This window comes from Pseudomonas sp. LBUM1673 (genome assembly GCF_059695645.1).
On the sequence record NZ_CP166780.1, the window covers coordinates 2,098,444 to 2,112,133 of the forward strand.

At 58.2% G+C, this 13,690-nt stretch carries 15 protein-coding genes; 6 read left to right on the forward strand and 9 right to left on the reverse strand.

What is annotated here, in order from left to right:
- The first annotated feature begins 51 nt into the window (after positions 1 to 51).
- Positions 52 to 942, forward strand: a complete 891-nt coding sequence (locus tag ACA044_RS09620; RefSeq protein WP_497446146.1) for a pseudouridine synthase — start codon at positions 52 to 54, stop codon at positions 940 to 942.
- Between the two features lie 271 nt (positions 943 to 1,213).
- On the opposite strand, the gene ACA044_RS09625 is transcribed toward ACA044_RS09620, so the two are convergent.
- Both ACA044_RS09625 and mobA read right to left on the reverse strand, forming a co-directional pair.
- The gene (locus ACA044_RS09625) at positions 1,214 to 1,435 is read right to left on the reverse strand and encodes a YgdI/YgdR family lipoprotein (RefSeq protein WP_497446147.1); all 222 of its coding nucleotides are present in this window, start codon (positions 1,433 to 1,435) and stop codon (positions 1,214 to 1,216) included.
- Positions 1,436 to 1,511: 76 nt separating this feature from the next.
- Entirely contained in the window at positions 1,512 to 2,114 is a 603-nt protein-coding gene (gene mobA / locus ACA044_RS09630; protein WP_497446148.1) for a molybdenum cofactor guanylyltransferase MobA, read from the reverse strand.
- An 81-nt stretch (positions 2,115 to 2,195) separates the two neighbouring features.
- Between mobA and moaB the strand changes: the two genes are divergently transcribed.
- Entirely contained in the window at positions 2,196 to 2,735 is a 540-nt protein-coding gene (gene moaB, locus ACA044_RS09635; protein WP_497446149.1) for a molybdenum cofactor biosynthesis protein B, read from the forward strand.
- Between the two features lie 22 nt (positions 2,736 to 2,757).
- A complete protein-coding gene (locus ACA044_RS09640; RefSeq protein WP_497447193.1) occupies positions 2,758 to 3,945 on the forward strand; it encodes a molybdopterin molybdotransferase MoeA in 1,188 nt (395 codons plus the stop codon).
- A gap of 64 nt (positions 3,946 to 4,009) precedes the next feature.
- Here the strand turns inward: ACA044_RS09640 and ACA044_RS09645 are convergent, their stop codons facing one another.
- Positions 4,010 to 4,327, reverse strand: coding sequence for a hypothetical protein (locus tag ACA044_RS09645; protein WP_497446150.1), 318 nt, complete (start codon positions 4,325 to 4,327; stop codon positions 4,010 to 4,012).
- Positions 4,328 to 4,652: 325 nt separating this feature from the next.
- On the opposite strand from ACA044_RS09645, the gene yegS reads away from it, so the two are divergent.
- Entirely contained in the window at positions 4,653 to 5,570 is a 918-nt protein-coding gene (gene yegS / locus ACA044_RS09650; protein ID WP_497446151.1) for a lipid kinase YegS, read from the forward strand.
- Here the strand turns inward: yegS and ACA044_RS09655 are convergent.
- The 3 genes from ACA044_RS09655 to ACA044_RS09665 all read right to left on the reverse strand — a co-directional run bounded on the left by ACA044_RS09655 (position 5,554) and on the right by ACA044_RS09665 (position 8,065).
- Positions 5,554 to 6,213 carry a response regulator gene (locus tag ACA044_RS09655; protein WP_497446152.1) on the reverse strand — a complete coding sequence of 220 codons (660 nt, stop codon included), beginning with the start codon at positions 6,211 to 6,213 and terminating at the stop codon, positions 5,554 to 5,556. The genes yegS and ACA044_RS09655 overlap by 17 nt on opposite strands.
- Positions 6,210 to 7,103, reverse strand: a complete 894-nt coding sequence (locus ACA044_RS09660; protein ID WP_497447194.1) for a sensor histidine kinase — start codon at positions 7,101 to 7,103, stop codon at positions 6,210 to 6,212. The genes ACA044_RS09655 and ACA044_RS09660 overlap by 4 nt, the downstream gene beginning before the upstream one ends.
- Before the next feature lie 491 nt (positions 7,104 to 7,594).
- The gene (locus ACA044_RS09665) at positions 7,595 to 8,065 is read right to left on the reverse strand and encodes a hypothetical protein (protein ID WP_497446153.1); all 471 of its coding nucleotides are present in this window, start codon (positions 8,063 to 8,065) and stop codon (positions 7,595 to 7,597) included.
- Between the two features lie 464 nt (positions 8,066 to 8,529).
- Here ACA044_RS09665 and ACA044_RS09670 point away from each other — a divergent pair, with 464 nt between their 5' ends.
- Together ACA044_RS09670 and ACA044_RS09675 are read left to right on the forward strand one after the other, a co-directional pair.
- Positions 8,530 to 9,465, forward strand: coding sequence for a chemotaxis protein CheV (locus ACA044_RS09670; protein WP_497446154.1), 936 nt, complete (start codon positions 8,530 to 8,532; stop codon positions 9,463 to 9,465).
- Between the two features lie 284 nt (positions 9,466 to 9,749).
- Positions 9,750 to 10,553 (forward strand): MOSC domain-containing protein, encoded by an 804-nt coding sequence (locus tag ACA044_RS09675; protein ID WP_497446155.1) that lies wholly within the window; start codon positions 9,750 to 9,752, stop codon positions 10,551 to 10,553.
- A gap of 100 nt (positions 10,554 to 10,653) precedes the next feature.
- Here ACA044_RS09675 and ppnP read toward each other — a convergent pair whose 3' ends face one another.
- The 3 genes from ppnP to ACA044_RS09690 form a co-directional block, all read right to left on the reverse strand.
- Positions 10,654 to 10,938, reverse strand: a complete 285-nt coding sequence (gene ppnP / locus ACA044_RS09680; RefSeq protein ID WP_007895072.1) for a pyrimidine/purine nucleoside phosphorylase — start codon at positions 10,936 to 10,938, stop codon at positions 10,654 to 10,656.
- Between the two features lie 74 nt (positions 10,939 to 11,012).
- Positions 11,013 to 11,561 carry a 3'-5' exonuclease gene (locus ACA044_RS09685; RefSeq protein ID WP_497446156.1) on the reverse strand — a complete coding sequence of 183 codons (549 nt, stop codon included), beginning with the start codon at positions 11,559 to 11,561 and terminating at the stop codon, positions 11,013 to 11,015.
- A 71-nt stretch (positions 11,562 to 11,632) separates the two neighbouring features.
- Positions 11,633 to 13,594, reverse strand: coding sequence for an acetyl/propionyl/methylcrotonyl-CoA carboxylase subunit alpha (locus ACA044_RS09690; protein WP_497446157.1), 1,962 nt, complete (start codon positions 13,592 to 13,594; stop codon positions 11,633 to 11,635).
- Positions 13,595 to 13,690: the final 96 nt, after the last annotated feature.

The following is a 13,690-nucleotide window of genomic DNA, read 5'->3' on the forward strand; positions in this document are numbered from 1 at the left end:
CCGGCCACTGTTGGATAATGCCGCCCTGCATTGAGGGTTAGAGCTTTTCGTATGTCCACTTCATCTTTTTCGGCTGCACATAACCAGGCCAGTACGCTCTATCTGCCGCCTGGTCCGTGGCAGACTGTATTCGATTGCCTGTGTGAACACTTCAGCGCCATCGGTCGTGAACAATGGCTGGACAGAATCGCTCGCGGTCGTGTCCTCGATGGGCAAGGCCTGCCGATCGCCCTGGATCTGCCTTACAAGGAAGGTCTGCGGATTCATTATTTCCGTGAGGTGCCGGACGAAAAGCCGATCCTGGTGCTGGAGTCGATCCTCTATGCCGATGAGCATCTGGTGGTGGCGGACAAACCGCACTTTCTGCCCGTGACGCCGGCGGGTGAATACGTGGAGCAGACGTTGCTGCGACGGCTGATCCGTCGACTGGATAACCCGCATCTGGTGCCTTTGCATCGCATTGACCGGCATACAGCAGGGCTGGTGCTGTTTTCAGCCAACCCTCAGAGTCGGTCGGCGTATCAGTCACTGTTTCCTACACGCCAGATTGAAAAGCGCTACGAAGCAATCGCCCGTGCGTTGCCTGAGCGGTCCTTCCCATTGGTCCATAAAAGTCGACTCATCGATGGCGAGCCGTTCTTTCGCATGCAGGAAGGTCCAGGAGTCAGCAATACCGAGACGGCTGTGGAGGTCAGGGAAAAAAACGGTGAGTTCTGGCGTTATGCGCTTTACCCGGTGACGGGCAAAAAACATCAGTTGAGAGTGCACATGGCTGCCTTGGGTGCCGGCATCTGCAATGACCCGTTCTATCCGCAGGTGCTCAAGGGTGTAGAAGATGACTATGCCAACCCCTTGAAGCTGCTGGCCCAGGGGTTGCGATTTGTCGATCCGGTCACGGGACTGGAAAGAGAATTCGAAAGCACCATCACCTTGCAGTGGTGATTAAAGGGGTAACCATAGATGTAGCAGCTGGCGAAGCCTGCGTTCGGCTGCGTAGCAGTCGTAAAATCAGAGATTGCGGTACGTCAGGAAGACCGCATCCACCGAATTCACGACTGCTTCGCAGCCGAACGCAGGCTTCGCCAGCGGCTACACGGAGTGCGTCGTTGCTGAAATGGCTTGACTGGCTAGCCGCCGAGCCTGCTTTTCTTCAGCCACGAAAAAGCCCGCTTTTATAAGCGGGCTTTTCTGTATCCGGTTGTCGTCGCAAAGATTACAACTCTTTAACGGTACGAACCTGATCCTTGTTGATGCGGGTGTGTTTGCCATCCAGCTGTTCGAATTCGTAAAAACCCGAATCTTGATCGTACTTAGGCGCGTCGACGGCCTGGATTTCTCTACCGTCATTCAAGGTGATCACTGCAGGCGATGCGCAACCGGCGAGGGTCGCAAGGCCCAGTGCGAGCATGAAAGTGGCGAGGGTCCGTTGGGTCATGGGTGTGTCTCCGAATGGAAATTCTTTTGGTTGCCGAGCTTGAGACGTATACAACGCGCGCAAGTTCCTTCGCGTGTCAGTCTGGCACAGTGGGGTATGTGTTTAACAGTTCCGGCGTGTTGAGGTTGGCCAGACGAGGGTCATTGTCGGGGCACTGCAGGGCTGTGGCGCCCAATTTGTGCATAAGGCGGCCAGGGCTGCGCTCGCCTTCGCTCCAGGCCGTCTCGAAAGCCGCTGAAAGAGCGACGGGAATCATGCACAGCAAGGGTTCCCAGTGTTCGCCATGGCGCAGCATCAGTGGTTTATCCGGATGCTGCCCGGCGGTTTCACGCATGCTCTGGAGCAGCGCGGCATCGATGCGTGGCACATCGCAGGGCAGCACGAGTAAGCAGGCGTGACGGGCGGCCTTCAGGCCTGCGCGAATACCCGCCAATGGCCCCGGAAAGTCGCCTTCGTCGTCATGGACCAACTGATCCGCATAGGGCGCATATTTCTCCAGGTTTCTGTTGCAGGAAATGATCAGGTCATCACTCAGCGGGCGAGTCTTACGGTGCAGATGCGCGATCAGCGGCTCGCCGTGCCATTCCAGCAACCCCTTGTCCTGACCGCCCATGCGTTGGCCGCGACCACCGGCCAGGAGCAGAATGGAGCAAGGTGGCAGAGGTGTATTCGAGTCCATCGCACTTCTCCATGGGGGCGGCGAAAAAATGAGGCGCTGTGATATAACACCGGGCTGTTTCTCCTACAACTGGACGAGCCTATGAAAGCCAAGGCTGATGTACCTTTCGCACCGCTCAACATCGCGGTGCTGACTGTCAGCGATACCCGTACCCTGGAAACCGATACGTCAGGCCAGGTCTTCGTCGACCGCTTGAGCGCTGCCGGTCATAACCTGGCGGCCCGTGTACTGCTCAAAGATGACCTCTACAAAATTCGCGCGCAAGTCGCCAACTGGATTGCCGATGAGGTCGTGCAAGTGGTGCTGATCACCGGCGGTACCGGGTTCACCGGTCGCGACAGCACGCCCGAAGCCGTGAATTGCCTGCTGGATAAGCAAGTCGATGGTTTTGGTGAGTTGTTCCGGCAAATATCGGTGGCGGATATCGGCACCTCGACAGTTCAGTCCCGGGCCTTGGCCGGTCTGGCCAATGGCACGCTGGTGTGCTGTTTGCCGGGTTCGACCAATGCTGTACGCACCGGTTGGGATGGCATTCTCGCCGAGCAACTGGATTCCCGGCACCGTCCGTGCAATTTCGTGGCCCATCTGAAACAGGCGACACCTTGTGAATCCCGCGGGTAAGCCAGGCAAGACTGGCAGTCTGATGGCTGTCGAGGTGGCACTGGCGCGTTTGCTGGAAATGGCCGACGCCTCGAAAATTCGTGAACACGAACGCTTGCCCTTGGCGCAGGTTCAGGGGCGGGTACTGGCCGCTGACCTGGTCTCGTCACTGGATTTGCCGCCCTGGCCCAACAGTGCCATGGACGGTTATGCCTTGCGCCTGTCCGACTGGACGGGAGAGCCGTTGATGGTCAGTCAGAAGATTTTTGCAGGCCAGGCTCCGGAGCCCTTGAAGCCGGGCACCTGTGCGCGGATCTTCACCGGCGCCCCTGTGCCCGCGGGTGCCGACTGTGTCGAGATGCAGGAGAACGCCGAGGTCCAGGCAGATGAGCGGGTACGTTTCACCGAAACCATGACCCGGGGACAGAACATCCGTCCACAAGGCCAGGAAAGCACAGTCGGCGAGCTGATCTTGCCCGCCGGAACACGCTTGGGTCCCATCGAGCAGGGGCTGGCGGCATCGCTGGGATGCGCTGAACTGGAGGTGGTTCGCAAGGTTCGTGTGGCGGTCTTGTCTACCGGTGATGAGCTGATTGAACCGGGCCAGCCCCTTGGACCGGGACAGATCTATAACAGTAATCGAGTGTTGCTCTGCAGCTGGTTGCAACGTTTGGGGTGTGAGGTGATTGATGCCGGCATTCTTCCAGATGATTTAGCGACCACTCGTGCCCGCCTTGGCGAGTTGAAGGATGTCGACCTGATTCTCTCGACCGGTGGCGTTTCGGTGGGAGAGGCCGACTTTCTGGGCATTGCCTTGCGGGAAGAGGGCGAGTTGACCCTGTGGAAGCTTGCCATCAAACCAGGCAAGCCGCTGACGTTCGGGCATTTTCGCGGTGTACCTGTGATTGGCTTGCCCGGTAATCCGGCGTCGACCCTGGTGACCTTTGCTCTGTTGGCAAGGCCCTACCTCTTGCGCCGCCAAGGCGTAAAAGAGGTAGAACCCCTGAAGTTTCAGGTGCCAGCAGGGTTTGTCTGGTCAAAGGCTGGTAACCGACGTGAGTACTTGCGCGGACGTCTGGAGAATGGTCGGGCAGTCATCTACAAGAATCAGAGCTCTGGCGTACTGCGCAGTGCCGCCTGGGCTGACGGTCTGGTTGAAGTGCTGGAGGACCGTACGTTGATCGAGGGTGATTGTGTGAGTTTCATCCCGCTGAGTGAAGTCTTGAGCTGATTCCTTCCATACCCTTGTCACGCAAGCCCGGTTTATAGGGCAGGGCTTGCGTTCATGGATGCCCTTAATGCGCCAGAAGTGTCACGACCTGGTCGAAGCGGCTGTTGGCGATCCAGGCCAAAAGCCCCAGGATCACGGCTGTTCCGCCAGCTGAATAGGCAAGCCTGTGCTTGATGGATTTGACGTCACCGCGGACTTCATCCATGTCTCTTCGGATGTACTTGAGGTGTGTCTCCAGTTCAATGACGCGAGGTTCCATATCAACTTCTCCGGTGGGCTTTGTGTTGTTTTTGAGATCAGCCTGATGATTGGCGCGATTTTCTGCGAACGGCGCGACCGGAGTGACCGGAGTGACCGGTAGTCTGAAGTCATGGCTTTGCATGGAATAACTGGCTCCTTGCGTTAAAAACACTCAAGTGACCGATGCCGTTATGACTTGCGCTTCTTGAGGCCCTCAAGGGGGTTCCATTCATTGTTTGCACGTCCCTGTGTAAATTACCTGTTGATGACTGATTGACCGCTGACACAACGGTGTACCAATTGCCCTGATGGGTCAATTGAGCCGATTCCTCACGTTATGTAAGAAAAAATACCGCTCTGTAGGACGCGCGTTTCCTTCCCCGGAAATAATTCAAATCCGTGCGACTTTTATGAGGGGGGGTGAGGTCAACATATCCCATACGGATTCCGCAAAGGGAGTGACAAAAATGAGCGAGCGCAAGGCGCTGTTGATTCTGCATGGCAAGCAGGCACTCAATGAGGAGGTCCGTGCAGCCGTCGAAGGCAAGCGCCAACAGGGCTGGGAACTGGCTGTTCGGCTGACCTGGGAGGCTGGTGATGCACAGCGGTTGGTGGAGGAGGCGCTGACCGCAGGCTATACGCAGCTGATTGCCGGCGGCGGTGATGGCACCTTGCGTGATATCGCCGAAGCCATGGCAGCGCATTCGACGCAGGCCAGTCTGGTGCTTTTGCCCTTGGGCACCGCCAACGATTTTGCTCGCGCCGCCGGCGTGCCCCTGGGGCCCGCTCAAGCGCTGGACCTTCTGGAAGTGGCCCCGCAAGCCATTGATCTGGGAGAGGTCGGCGGGCAGGTTTTTCTGAACATGGCCACGGGCGGCTTCGGCAGTCAGGTCACGGCCAATACCTCCGAGGATCTGAAAAAAATTCTCGGAGGCGCGGCTTATCTCTTCACGGGTTTATCGCGCTTCAGTGAGTTGCATGCGGCCTATGGCGAGTTGCAGGGGCCGGATTTTCACTGGAGCGGCGAGCTGTTGGCGTTGGGCATCGGCAATGGCCGACAGGCTGGCGGTGGTCATGTGTTGTGCCCGCAGGCGCTGGCTGACGATGGTCTGCTGGATATCAGCATTTTGCCCGCGCCGCAGGAGGTGGTTGGCACCTTGAAAGATCTGCTGACCGATGGCTTCGGAATCGACAACATGTTTGTGCGAGCCCGTTTGCCATGGGTCGAGATTAAAGTATCGGAAGGTCTTTATATCAACCTTGATGGTGAGCCTCTGGAGGGCGATAGTCTGCGTTTCTCGGCACGTCCGGCGGCATTGCGTGTGCATTTGCCCCCAGGCTCGCCGTTGCTGAGCGTCTCGAATCCAGCTAATCGTCCAGACTGATGATTTGCTCGCGCACGGCGAACAGCACCAAGCCGGCCACATCGTAAATCTGCAAACGTTTCATGATCTGCGAGCGGTGGGTTTCGACGGTCTTGATGCTCAGGCCCAGGCCATTGGCGATTTCCCGGGTGGATTTTCCGCGAACAATCAGTCGCAGGATTTCCAGCTGACGTGCCGTCAGGTTGTGCGAGTCATGGGTTTGCGCCTGATTTTTCTGGGTTCGGATCAGCGCCTGATTGATGACGGTGTGGGCGATGGCCGGGCTCAGGTAGCGTTCGTTATTGCGCAAGGCATCCAGGGCATGTTCTAGCTCGGTGGCCGTGGTGTCCTTGAGCAGGTAGCCATGAGCCCCGGATTCCAGTGCCTGCATGATGAGCGCCGGGTCGGTGTGCATCGACAGGATCAGCACTTTGCACTGCGGGCGTACTCGTTTGAGTCGCTGCAAGGCTTCAAGGCCACCGGTTTGCTTCATGGAAATATCCAGCAGGATGATGTCCGGGGACAGCTGCTCGACCATCTCGACTAACTGCGAGCCGTCATTGGCCTCGCCGATGACCGCATAGCCGGGAATATCCAGCACCAGAGCGCGCACGCCAGCCCTGATAAGCGAGTGGTCATCCACCAGAAGTAAGTTACAAGTCAATGCATAACCTTATTCGTACTGGCCCGTTCTAGCGCACGGGGAGCCCAGGGGAAGAGTGCTTCGATTTGAGTGCCTTTGCCCGGCTCGCTGGTCACGGTCAGTGTGCCACCTAGCTGATCGATCCGTTCCGACATCCCGGCCATTCCGCGTTGCCCCTCGCGAGCGGGGTCTGCCGCTGGCGTGAAACCCAGGCCATCGTCGCGGATCAACAGTGTCAGGCCTTGGGGCAGGCGTTGCAGGCGGACCAACAAATTCCTGGCCTGGGCGTGGCGCAGTATATTGGTAACCGCTTCTTGAGTGATCCGAAAGGCCGCCACCGCCATTTCCTCCGGTATGCCCGTCAGGCGTTGATGGCATTCCAGGCTCCAGTGCACGGACGTATTGGCCAGTGTCCTGAGTAAATGCGCACGCAGACTCGCTTCCAGTCCGAGACTGGTCAGCTGCCGCGGATTCAGGATGGCCGATACATCACGAACCTTGGTCAGGGTTTCGTCCAGCGTATCGCACAGTACCGAACACTGCCCCTGCAGTTCTGCGGGCAATCGACGTTTGAGCCATTCACTTTGAAGTTTTGCGGCGGTCAGCAACTGTCCGATGTCATCATGCAGTTCCCGACTGAGCCGGTGGCGTTCGTTTTCCTGCACTTCCAGCAGACGGTCGGCCAGTTCTTGAGGCTGAAACTTTATCGATTTGCGCGAGAGCCGATGTCCCACCCAGACGCAAGTCATCGCCGCACTATTGAGCACCAGCAGACTCACCGGTAGCGGCATGGACAAGCTATAGACCAGCAGACTGCCAAGCGCGGAGCAGGTACACAGTAAAAGCGTGAACCGGCGCGCGTTTTTTCGGGAGGGTGGCCATAGGGTAATTGACTTGAGGCTGGCGTACATAGCAGATGGAGCCAATGGATGTTCGCTGCGGGCAGACCGGCCATAGTGGCTGGCGGGTCTGTGTGTGGAAATCTATTGTGTGAGTCGTCTTCAACGGAGCAGTGATCGAAATACAGCCTTCAACGTTATCGGGCTGTTCTCGTCTGGAGTCACTCGGCCATTAATTGACGTCAACTAATGGTCGGCATAATACCACTTAAGATACCGTTGGTCGCGTTCGCTATATATGTCTGAACAGTCAGGAAATAAGGTGTCTGGACGCTGGTTCCACAATGGAAAAACTTTCGACTTTTAAAAGTCGGAAGATCTCGATTGCACCAGGCATTTTATTTTTATTGAGGGGCAATACCGAAAGTCGAGACAGGAGTCATTATTTGTTTCGAGCTGTCGTCGGCAGGTATGAAATTATCAACTGCGACAATGCGCGTACTCAAGTTGCAGGACGGCATCATGGCAATAAAAATACGCAACGCGGTATAGGGCGGGTGAGTTTAAGCTTGCTGTTCCGAGAGCGAAACGAGCGTGAACGGCCTGGAGTTGCTGAGCGGCTGAAACTGACTTTGTCCCACTTGAAACGCAAACGCTTCAATCAGGGAGGCCTGTTCAGTGTCATCGAGGCCAAGTTGGCCGGTCGTCTGGTCGACAAGTTCGAGTTGCCAGGCCATTAATGTGAAGCAATCCTTGAGCGCATCCAGGGCTTGATCGTGCAGGTCCATATGGTTCTGGGCGTGGCTCAGTAATCCATGAATATGCAGTGAGAATTCCGAAACTGCTGCCAGTGCCAGGGCATCGGTCCTGGCGGCCAGTTTGAGAAGGATACTGAGCATGCAATCGATGGCGTCCTGGTCATTGCTGATCAGCTGCAAATGACTCAGGCAGTCCTCGGATTTGGCCAGGAGTGTTTCAGCCTCGACGAGAAACTCTGGAAATCGGTGAGCCCACTCTTTAGGGTCGTTCGGCATGCTTATCTCCACAACGTCATGTCAGATGAGGGAATGTCGTGTGTGCCGACGAGAACCTTAAGTGTCCCGGTGTTGCCAAGCCTTGGTGAGATCGCGTTCCGGCAGGCTGGGGTGCCGGCTGGGGAACTCGAGAGGGTGGATAGCCACTGACCTGCGATCGCGCACAAAAGCCCGACTCCGTTCATGCAATGAGAATGGCGTCACATTAATGGCTATTGGATATTGCGAATATCAGGTTGGGCCTGATTGTGACTAGGGGAATCCCTTACGCAGGGGAACCTAACGTGCAAACCGAGGTCGCGCCGTAGAGGATGAAGCAGAGGGGGGAGCACGGAGTTAGTAAAGCATGATGTTAATGTGACATCAATGCTTGGCCATGGCATTTTATCTGGGGGTCAAGATCCGGCAAAAACAGCCGATAACTCCCTTATAGTGAATTCACAGAACAAGCCCAGGAGTCATTAATGGCCGGCATTCTCGACACGGTAGACCAACGCACGCAACTGGTGGGTGAGAATCGCCTGGAAATTCTCATGTTCCGGCTGGCCGGACGGCAATTGTTCGCGATCAACGTCTTCAAGGTCCAGGAAGTGCTGCAGCTGCCGAAGCTGACGCTGATGCCGCAGCGCCATCCCTTTGTTTGCGGCGTGGTCAACCTGCGTGGCCAGACGCTGCCGGTGATCGACCTGTCCCAGGCCATCGGCATGCGTCCGCTGGTGCCAAGCCCCACCAGTACCATCATCGTCACCGAGTACAACCGCTCGGTGCAGGCGTTCCTGGTCGGTGGCGTGGACCGCATCGTCAACATGAACTGGGAAGCTATTCTGCCACCACCGACCAGCGCTGGTCGCCAGCATTACCTGACCGCCATCAGCAAGGTCGACGATCAGTTGGTGGAAATCATCGACGTCGAAAAAGTCCTGGCCGAAATCGTTCCGTACAACGCCAAGGTCTCGCGTGACAAACTTGACGATCCGGTTCTGGAGCGCGCCCGTGGCCGTGAAGTGCTGTTGGTGGATGACTCGAATGTAGCCCTGTCGCAATTGCGCGACACCTTGGGCCAACTGGGCGTGAAGATGCATATCGCCAGCGATGGCTTGAAGGCTCTGAACATGCTCAAGGCCTGGGCCGATACGGGCGAAGTCATGACCGACAAGCTGCTGATGATCTTCACCGATGCGGAAATGCCGGAGATGGACGGCTATCGACTGACCACCGAAATCCGCAACGACCCCCGTTTGCGCGGCCTTTATGTGGTCTTGCACACCTCGCTATCGGGTAGTTTCAACGACTCGATGGTCAAGAAGGTCGGCTGCGACAACTTTCTCTCCAAGTTCCAGCCCGACAAACTCGTCGACGTGGTGCGCCAGCGCCTGATGCTCGACGAAGTACCTGCCTGATAGCGATCTGGAAGAGCGCGGTGGCAGGGTTTGGAGCTGCTGCGTAATCCAACAGGGCAAGCCCCAATGCCGGCAAGTCAAAAGTTGTGAGCGACAAAAATCCTGTGGGAGCGTGGCTTGCCCGCGAAGAATGCACTGCGGTTTTTCAGGTATTACGTGTCATTGTTCTTCGCGGGCAAGCCACGCTCCCACAGGTTCTGCGCAAGCCCCCCTCGCCACAGGGCCTTTGATTCGGCAATCAAGCTCGTATAGGGTGGCGTTCTTTACCCACCAGGGAGCTGGCCATGCGTCTGAGCGCGCTTTATCGTTATCCGTTGAAATCCGGCAAGGGCGAGACCCTGAATCAGGTTAGCCTGGACAAGCTGGGGCTGGACGGCGATCGACGCTGGATGCTGGTGGACGAGGCCAGCGGGCGCTTTCTGACTCAACGCGCGGTTGCGAAAATGAGTCAGCTGTCAGCGTTATGGAATGTCGACGGTGGTTTGACCCTCAGTGCCCCGGGCCATTCACCGATCGATATCGCTTTGCCCGCCAACGACGCAGAGCTGCGGGGCGTGACCATCTGGCGCGACACCTTGCGCGTTCCCGATGCGGGTGACGCGGCAGGTGCCTGGGTCAGTGAATTCATTGGCAAGCCGACGCGCCTGGTGCAAGTGCCGTTTGATCGCGCGCGGACCACCCAGGCCGGCTACGGCAAGGACGACGATCAGGTGGCTTTTGCCGACGGCTTTCCGTTGTTGCTGATTGGCCAGGCGTCGCTGGAAGACTTGTCGCGACGGGTTGGGCGGCCACTGGAGATGTTGCGCTTTCGGCCCAACCTGGTGATCGAGGGCAGCGAGGCGTATGCCGAAGATGGCTGGAAGCGCATCCGCATTGGCGATGTCGAGTTCCGCGTGGTCAAGTCCTGCTCACGTTGCATTCTGACCACCATCGACCCGCAGACCGGCGAACGCAGCGAAGATCGTGAACCTCTGGCGACCTTGCAGAAGTACCGGGCCGAGGAAGACGGCGCGATGTTCGGTCAGAACCTGGTCAATGACAGTAACGGCCGGCTCGAAGTCGGCATGCCGGTGACGATCCTCGAATAGCAGCCCTTGAACGACTGCTCTCGAATGACTGCTCTTGAATAAAAAATGCCCGTGTCCTTGGACACGGGCATTTTTTTTGTCGCTGTGAAACCCCGGGGGGTTAGCCGCGGTATTCGCACAGGTAAGCGGTGTCGACGGCCACTTTCAGCTGGAACTTGCTGTTGGCGGGCACGTTGAACTGACTGCCGGCGGCGAAGGTTTCCCAGGTGTCGCTGTCAGGCAGTTTGACGGTCAGGGCGCCGGACACCACGTGCATGATTTCACGCTGGCTGGTGCCGAATTCGTATTCGCCCGGTGCCATGACGCCGATGGTCGCAGGACCTTCAGCGGTGCCAAAGGCGATCGACTTGACGGTGCCGTCGAAGTACTCGTTGACTTTAAACATGGGCGATTCCTCGAAAAGGGCTAAAAAGGGCCGGCCAGTATGCACAAGGTGTCGATAGGCGTCACCTCCTGCACTCAAGGATTAGCGGGGAAAATCAGTGGCAACAAACGCGCCGTATTGCGTGCGTCTTCCAGGGCTCTATGCTGCTGACCGTTGAACTGCAGGCCCGCCAGTTGCAGGGCACCATTGAGGCTCAACGGGCGCTCAAGCCGACAAACCTTGGCGAAGCGTTGCTTGAGGTTCATGTGTGGCACCCGGCTCAGGACACTGTCGAGTTGCAGGCGCTGCCATTCCTGAAGCAGTTGTTTGCGGTCGTAATCGCCCCAACTGGCCCAGCCGTCCAGGCGTGCGTGATGTTGGCCGAGCCAGCGTTCGAACGACGGCCAGACGTCGGTGAGCGGCTGTGCGGCATCGACATTGGCCTGGGTGATGTGGGTCAGTTCCCGGCAAAACGGCGTCAGCAAGGGCCGGCGCAACGGGCGCACGAAGCACTGGAAGTGATCCAGTTCCTGGCCCTTGCGGTCCACGAGGGTGGCACCGATTTCGATGATTTCCATTTCCGTTACTGGCCAGCCACCCTCATCGGTGGTGGCTTCCAGATCAATGACCAGCCAGTGAGGCATTGCAGGTTTCCTGGTATCCGCGTCCTGATAGGGCTTGAGCGTAGCCAAACCCGGCGGATCCGCCTAGCGGCTTATTCGACCTCCAACAAAATCTGACGATTTTTCACCTGATCGCCAACCTTGACCTGCAAGCGTTTGAGCACCCCGTCGATGCCCGATTTGAGCGGATGCTCCATTTTCATGGCTTCGAGCACCACCAGCAGCTGACCTTTGCTGACCGGGCTGCCCTCACTGACCAGTACATCGACGATTGCCCCGTCCATCGGCGCCTTGAGCGTGCCGGAACTGACACTGGCCTGGCCGCTGACCAGCACCTGGGTCCGATCGACCAGCCGCAGGCTGCCGGGGCGCGTGAACAACCAGAGTTGCCCGGATTCGAGGCGGTAGGCATGGCGTTGGCGGATGCCGTCGATTTCCAGGGTGGCCCAGCGTCCGTCGCATCCAATGACCTTCAGTTCGAGGGTGCGAACGCCGACCTGAGCACGGTAGGGCTTGCCAGGTTCAGCGTTCAACTCCACCGGCCACTCCTGATCCTCCTGGCCGATTCGGTAGTGCAAAGGCTCGCTGGCGTTGTTGCGCCAACCGGCCAGCGGGGTGCGATGAGCCTGCGCCGAAGCCTGATAAAACAGCGCCGCAGCGATGGCCAATTCTTCGGCGCTCGGCAAGTAGGGATGCAGGCAAGGATGATCGGCGAAGTACGTGGGGATGAACCCGGTGCTGAACTCACCGCTGATGAACTGCGGATGTTCCAGCAAATTGGCGAGCAAGCGCTGATTGCTCTGTACGCCCAGCAGCACGCTGTCCTGCACCGCTCGCAGCAACTTGCGCCGGGCTTCTTCGCGGGTGGCACCATGGGCGATGAGCTTGCCCAGCATCGGGTCATAGAACGGGCTGACAGACTGACCTTCGATCAGGCCATGGTCGATCCGCACGCCACCCTGCAACGCTGGCTCCCAGGCGGCGATTCGTCCGGTTTGCGGCACAAATCCCTGGGCCGGATCTTCAGCGTACAGGCGCACCTCCATGGCGTGCCCGTTGAGCTGCACCTGCTCCTGTCGCAGTGGTAGCGGCAGTCCTTCGGCGATGTGTAACTGCCAGGCCACCAGATCGAGGCCGGTGATCAGTTCGGTCACCGGGTGTTCCACTTGCAACCGAGTGTTCATCTCCAGGAAGTAGAACTGCCCGCGAGCATCCAGCAGGAACTCTACAGTGCCGGCGCCGACGTAATTCACCGCGCGCCCCGCCTTGAGCGCCGCTTCGCCCATAGCCTGGCGCAACTCGGCGGTCATTACCGGGCAGGGCGCTTCTTCGATGATTTTCTGGTGGCGGCGCTGGATCGAACAATCGCGCTCACTGAGGTAGATCAGGTTGCCGTGCTGATCGCCGAACACCTGAACCTCGACGTGACGCGGGTCGATCAAGGCTTGCTCGAGGATCAGTTCGTCGCTGCCAAACCCGTGCAGCGCCTCGGAGCGTGCGGTACGGAGTTGCTCCAGCAATTCTCCAGCGCTGTGCACCAGGCGCATGCCACGACCGCCACCGCCGGCACTGGCCTTGATCATCAGCGGGTAGCCGATGCGTTCGGCTTCGCGGCTCAGAGTCGCGTCGTCTTGTTCGCTGCCCTGATAGCCTTTGATGCAGGGCACGCCTGCTTTGATCATGGCGAGTTTTGACAGACGTTTGCTGCCCATCAGCTCGATGGCTTCGGGGCTGGGGCCAATGAACGTGATGCCGGCCTGTTGGCAGGTAAGGGCGAAACCGGCGTTTTCCGAGAGAAAGCCATAGCCGGGATGGATTGCGTCGGCGCCGGTGCGCCGGGCGGCGTCGATGATTGCCGGAATGTTCAGGTAAGACTGCTGCACCGGGGCGGAGCCGATGTTCATGGATTCGTCGGCCATTTGCACATGCAAGGCATCGGCGTCGGCATCGCTGAACACCGCGACGGTGCGGTAGCCCAGATTTTGCGCGGTGCGCTGGACGCGGCAGGCGATTTCACCGCGGTTGGCGATCAGGATCTTGCTGAAGGCGGGCATGGGATATTCCCTTGGTTTTTGCGGTGAATGTGATGGCCTCTTCGCGGGCAAGCCTCGCTCCTACAGATTTTGTGTCGTGCCCAAATTACGCGGCAA

Bases quoted from the DNA above. Each gene is read 5' to 3' on its own strand.
- ACA044_RS09620 (WP_497446146.1), top strand. From the start codon at position 52: ATGTCCACTTCATCTTTTTCGGCTGCACATAACCAGGCCAGTACGCTC.
- ACA044_RS09625 (WP_497446147.1), bottom strand. From the start codon at position 1,435: ATGACCCAACGGACCCTCGCCACTTTCATGCTCGCACTGGGCCTTGCG.
- mobA (WP_497446148.1), bottom strand. From the start codon at position 2,114: ATGGACTCGAATACACCTCTGCCACCTTGCTCCATTCTGCTCCTGGCC.
- moaB (WP_497446149.1), top strand. From the start codon at position 2,196: ATGAAAGCCAAGGCTGATGTACCTTTCGCACCGCTCAACATCGCGGTG.
- ACA044_RS09640 (WP_497447193.1), top strand. From the start codon at position 2,758: ATGGCTGTCGAGGTGGCACTGGCGCGTTTGCTGGAAATGGCCGACGCC.
- ACA044_RS09645 (WP_497446150.1), bottom strand. From the start codon at position 4,327: ATGCAAAGCCATGACTTCAGACTACCGGTCACTCCGGTCACTCCGGTC.
- yegS (WP_497446151.1), top strand. From the start codon at position 4,653: ATGAGCGAGCGCAAGGCGCTGTTGATTCTGCATGGCAAGCAGGCACTC.
- ACA044_RS09660 (WP_497447194.1), bottom strand. From the start codon at position 7,103: ATGTACGCCAGCCTCAAGTCAATTACCCTATGGCCACCCTCCCGAAAA.
- ACA044_RS09665 (WP_497446153.1), bottom strand. From the start codon at position 8,065: ATGCCGAACGACCCTAAAGAGTGGGCTCACCGATTTCCAGAGTTTCTC.
- ACA044_RS09670 (WP_497446154.1), top strand. From the start codon at position 8,530: ATGGCCGGCATTCTCGACACGGTAGACCAACGCACGCAACTGGTGGGT.
- ACA044_RS09675 (WP_497446155.1), top strand. From the start codon at position 9,750: ATGCGTCTGAGCGCGCTTTATCGTTATCCGTTGAAATCCGGCAAGGGC.
- ppnP (WP_007895072.1), bottom strand. From the start codon at position 10,938: ATGTTTAAAGTCAACGAGTACTTCGACGGCACCGTCAAGTCGATCGCC.
- ACA044_RS09685 (WP_497446156.1), bottom strand. From the start codon at position 11,561: ATGCCTCACTGGCTGGTCATTGATCTGGAAGCCACCACCGATGAGGGT.
- ACA044_RS09690 (WP_497446157.1), bottom strand. From the start codon at position 13,594: ATGCCCGCCTTCAGCAAGATCCTGATCGCCAACCGCGGTGAAATCGCC.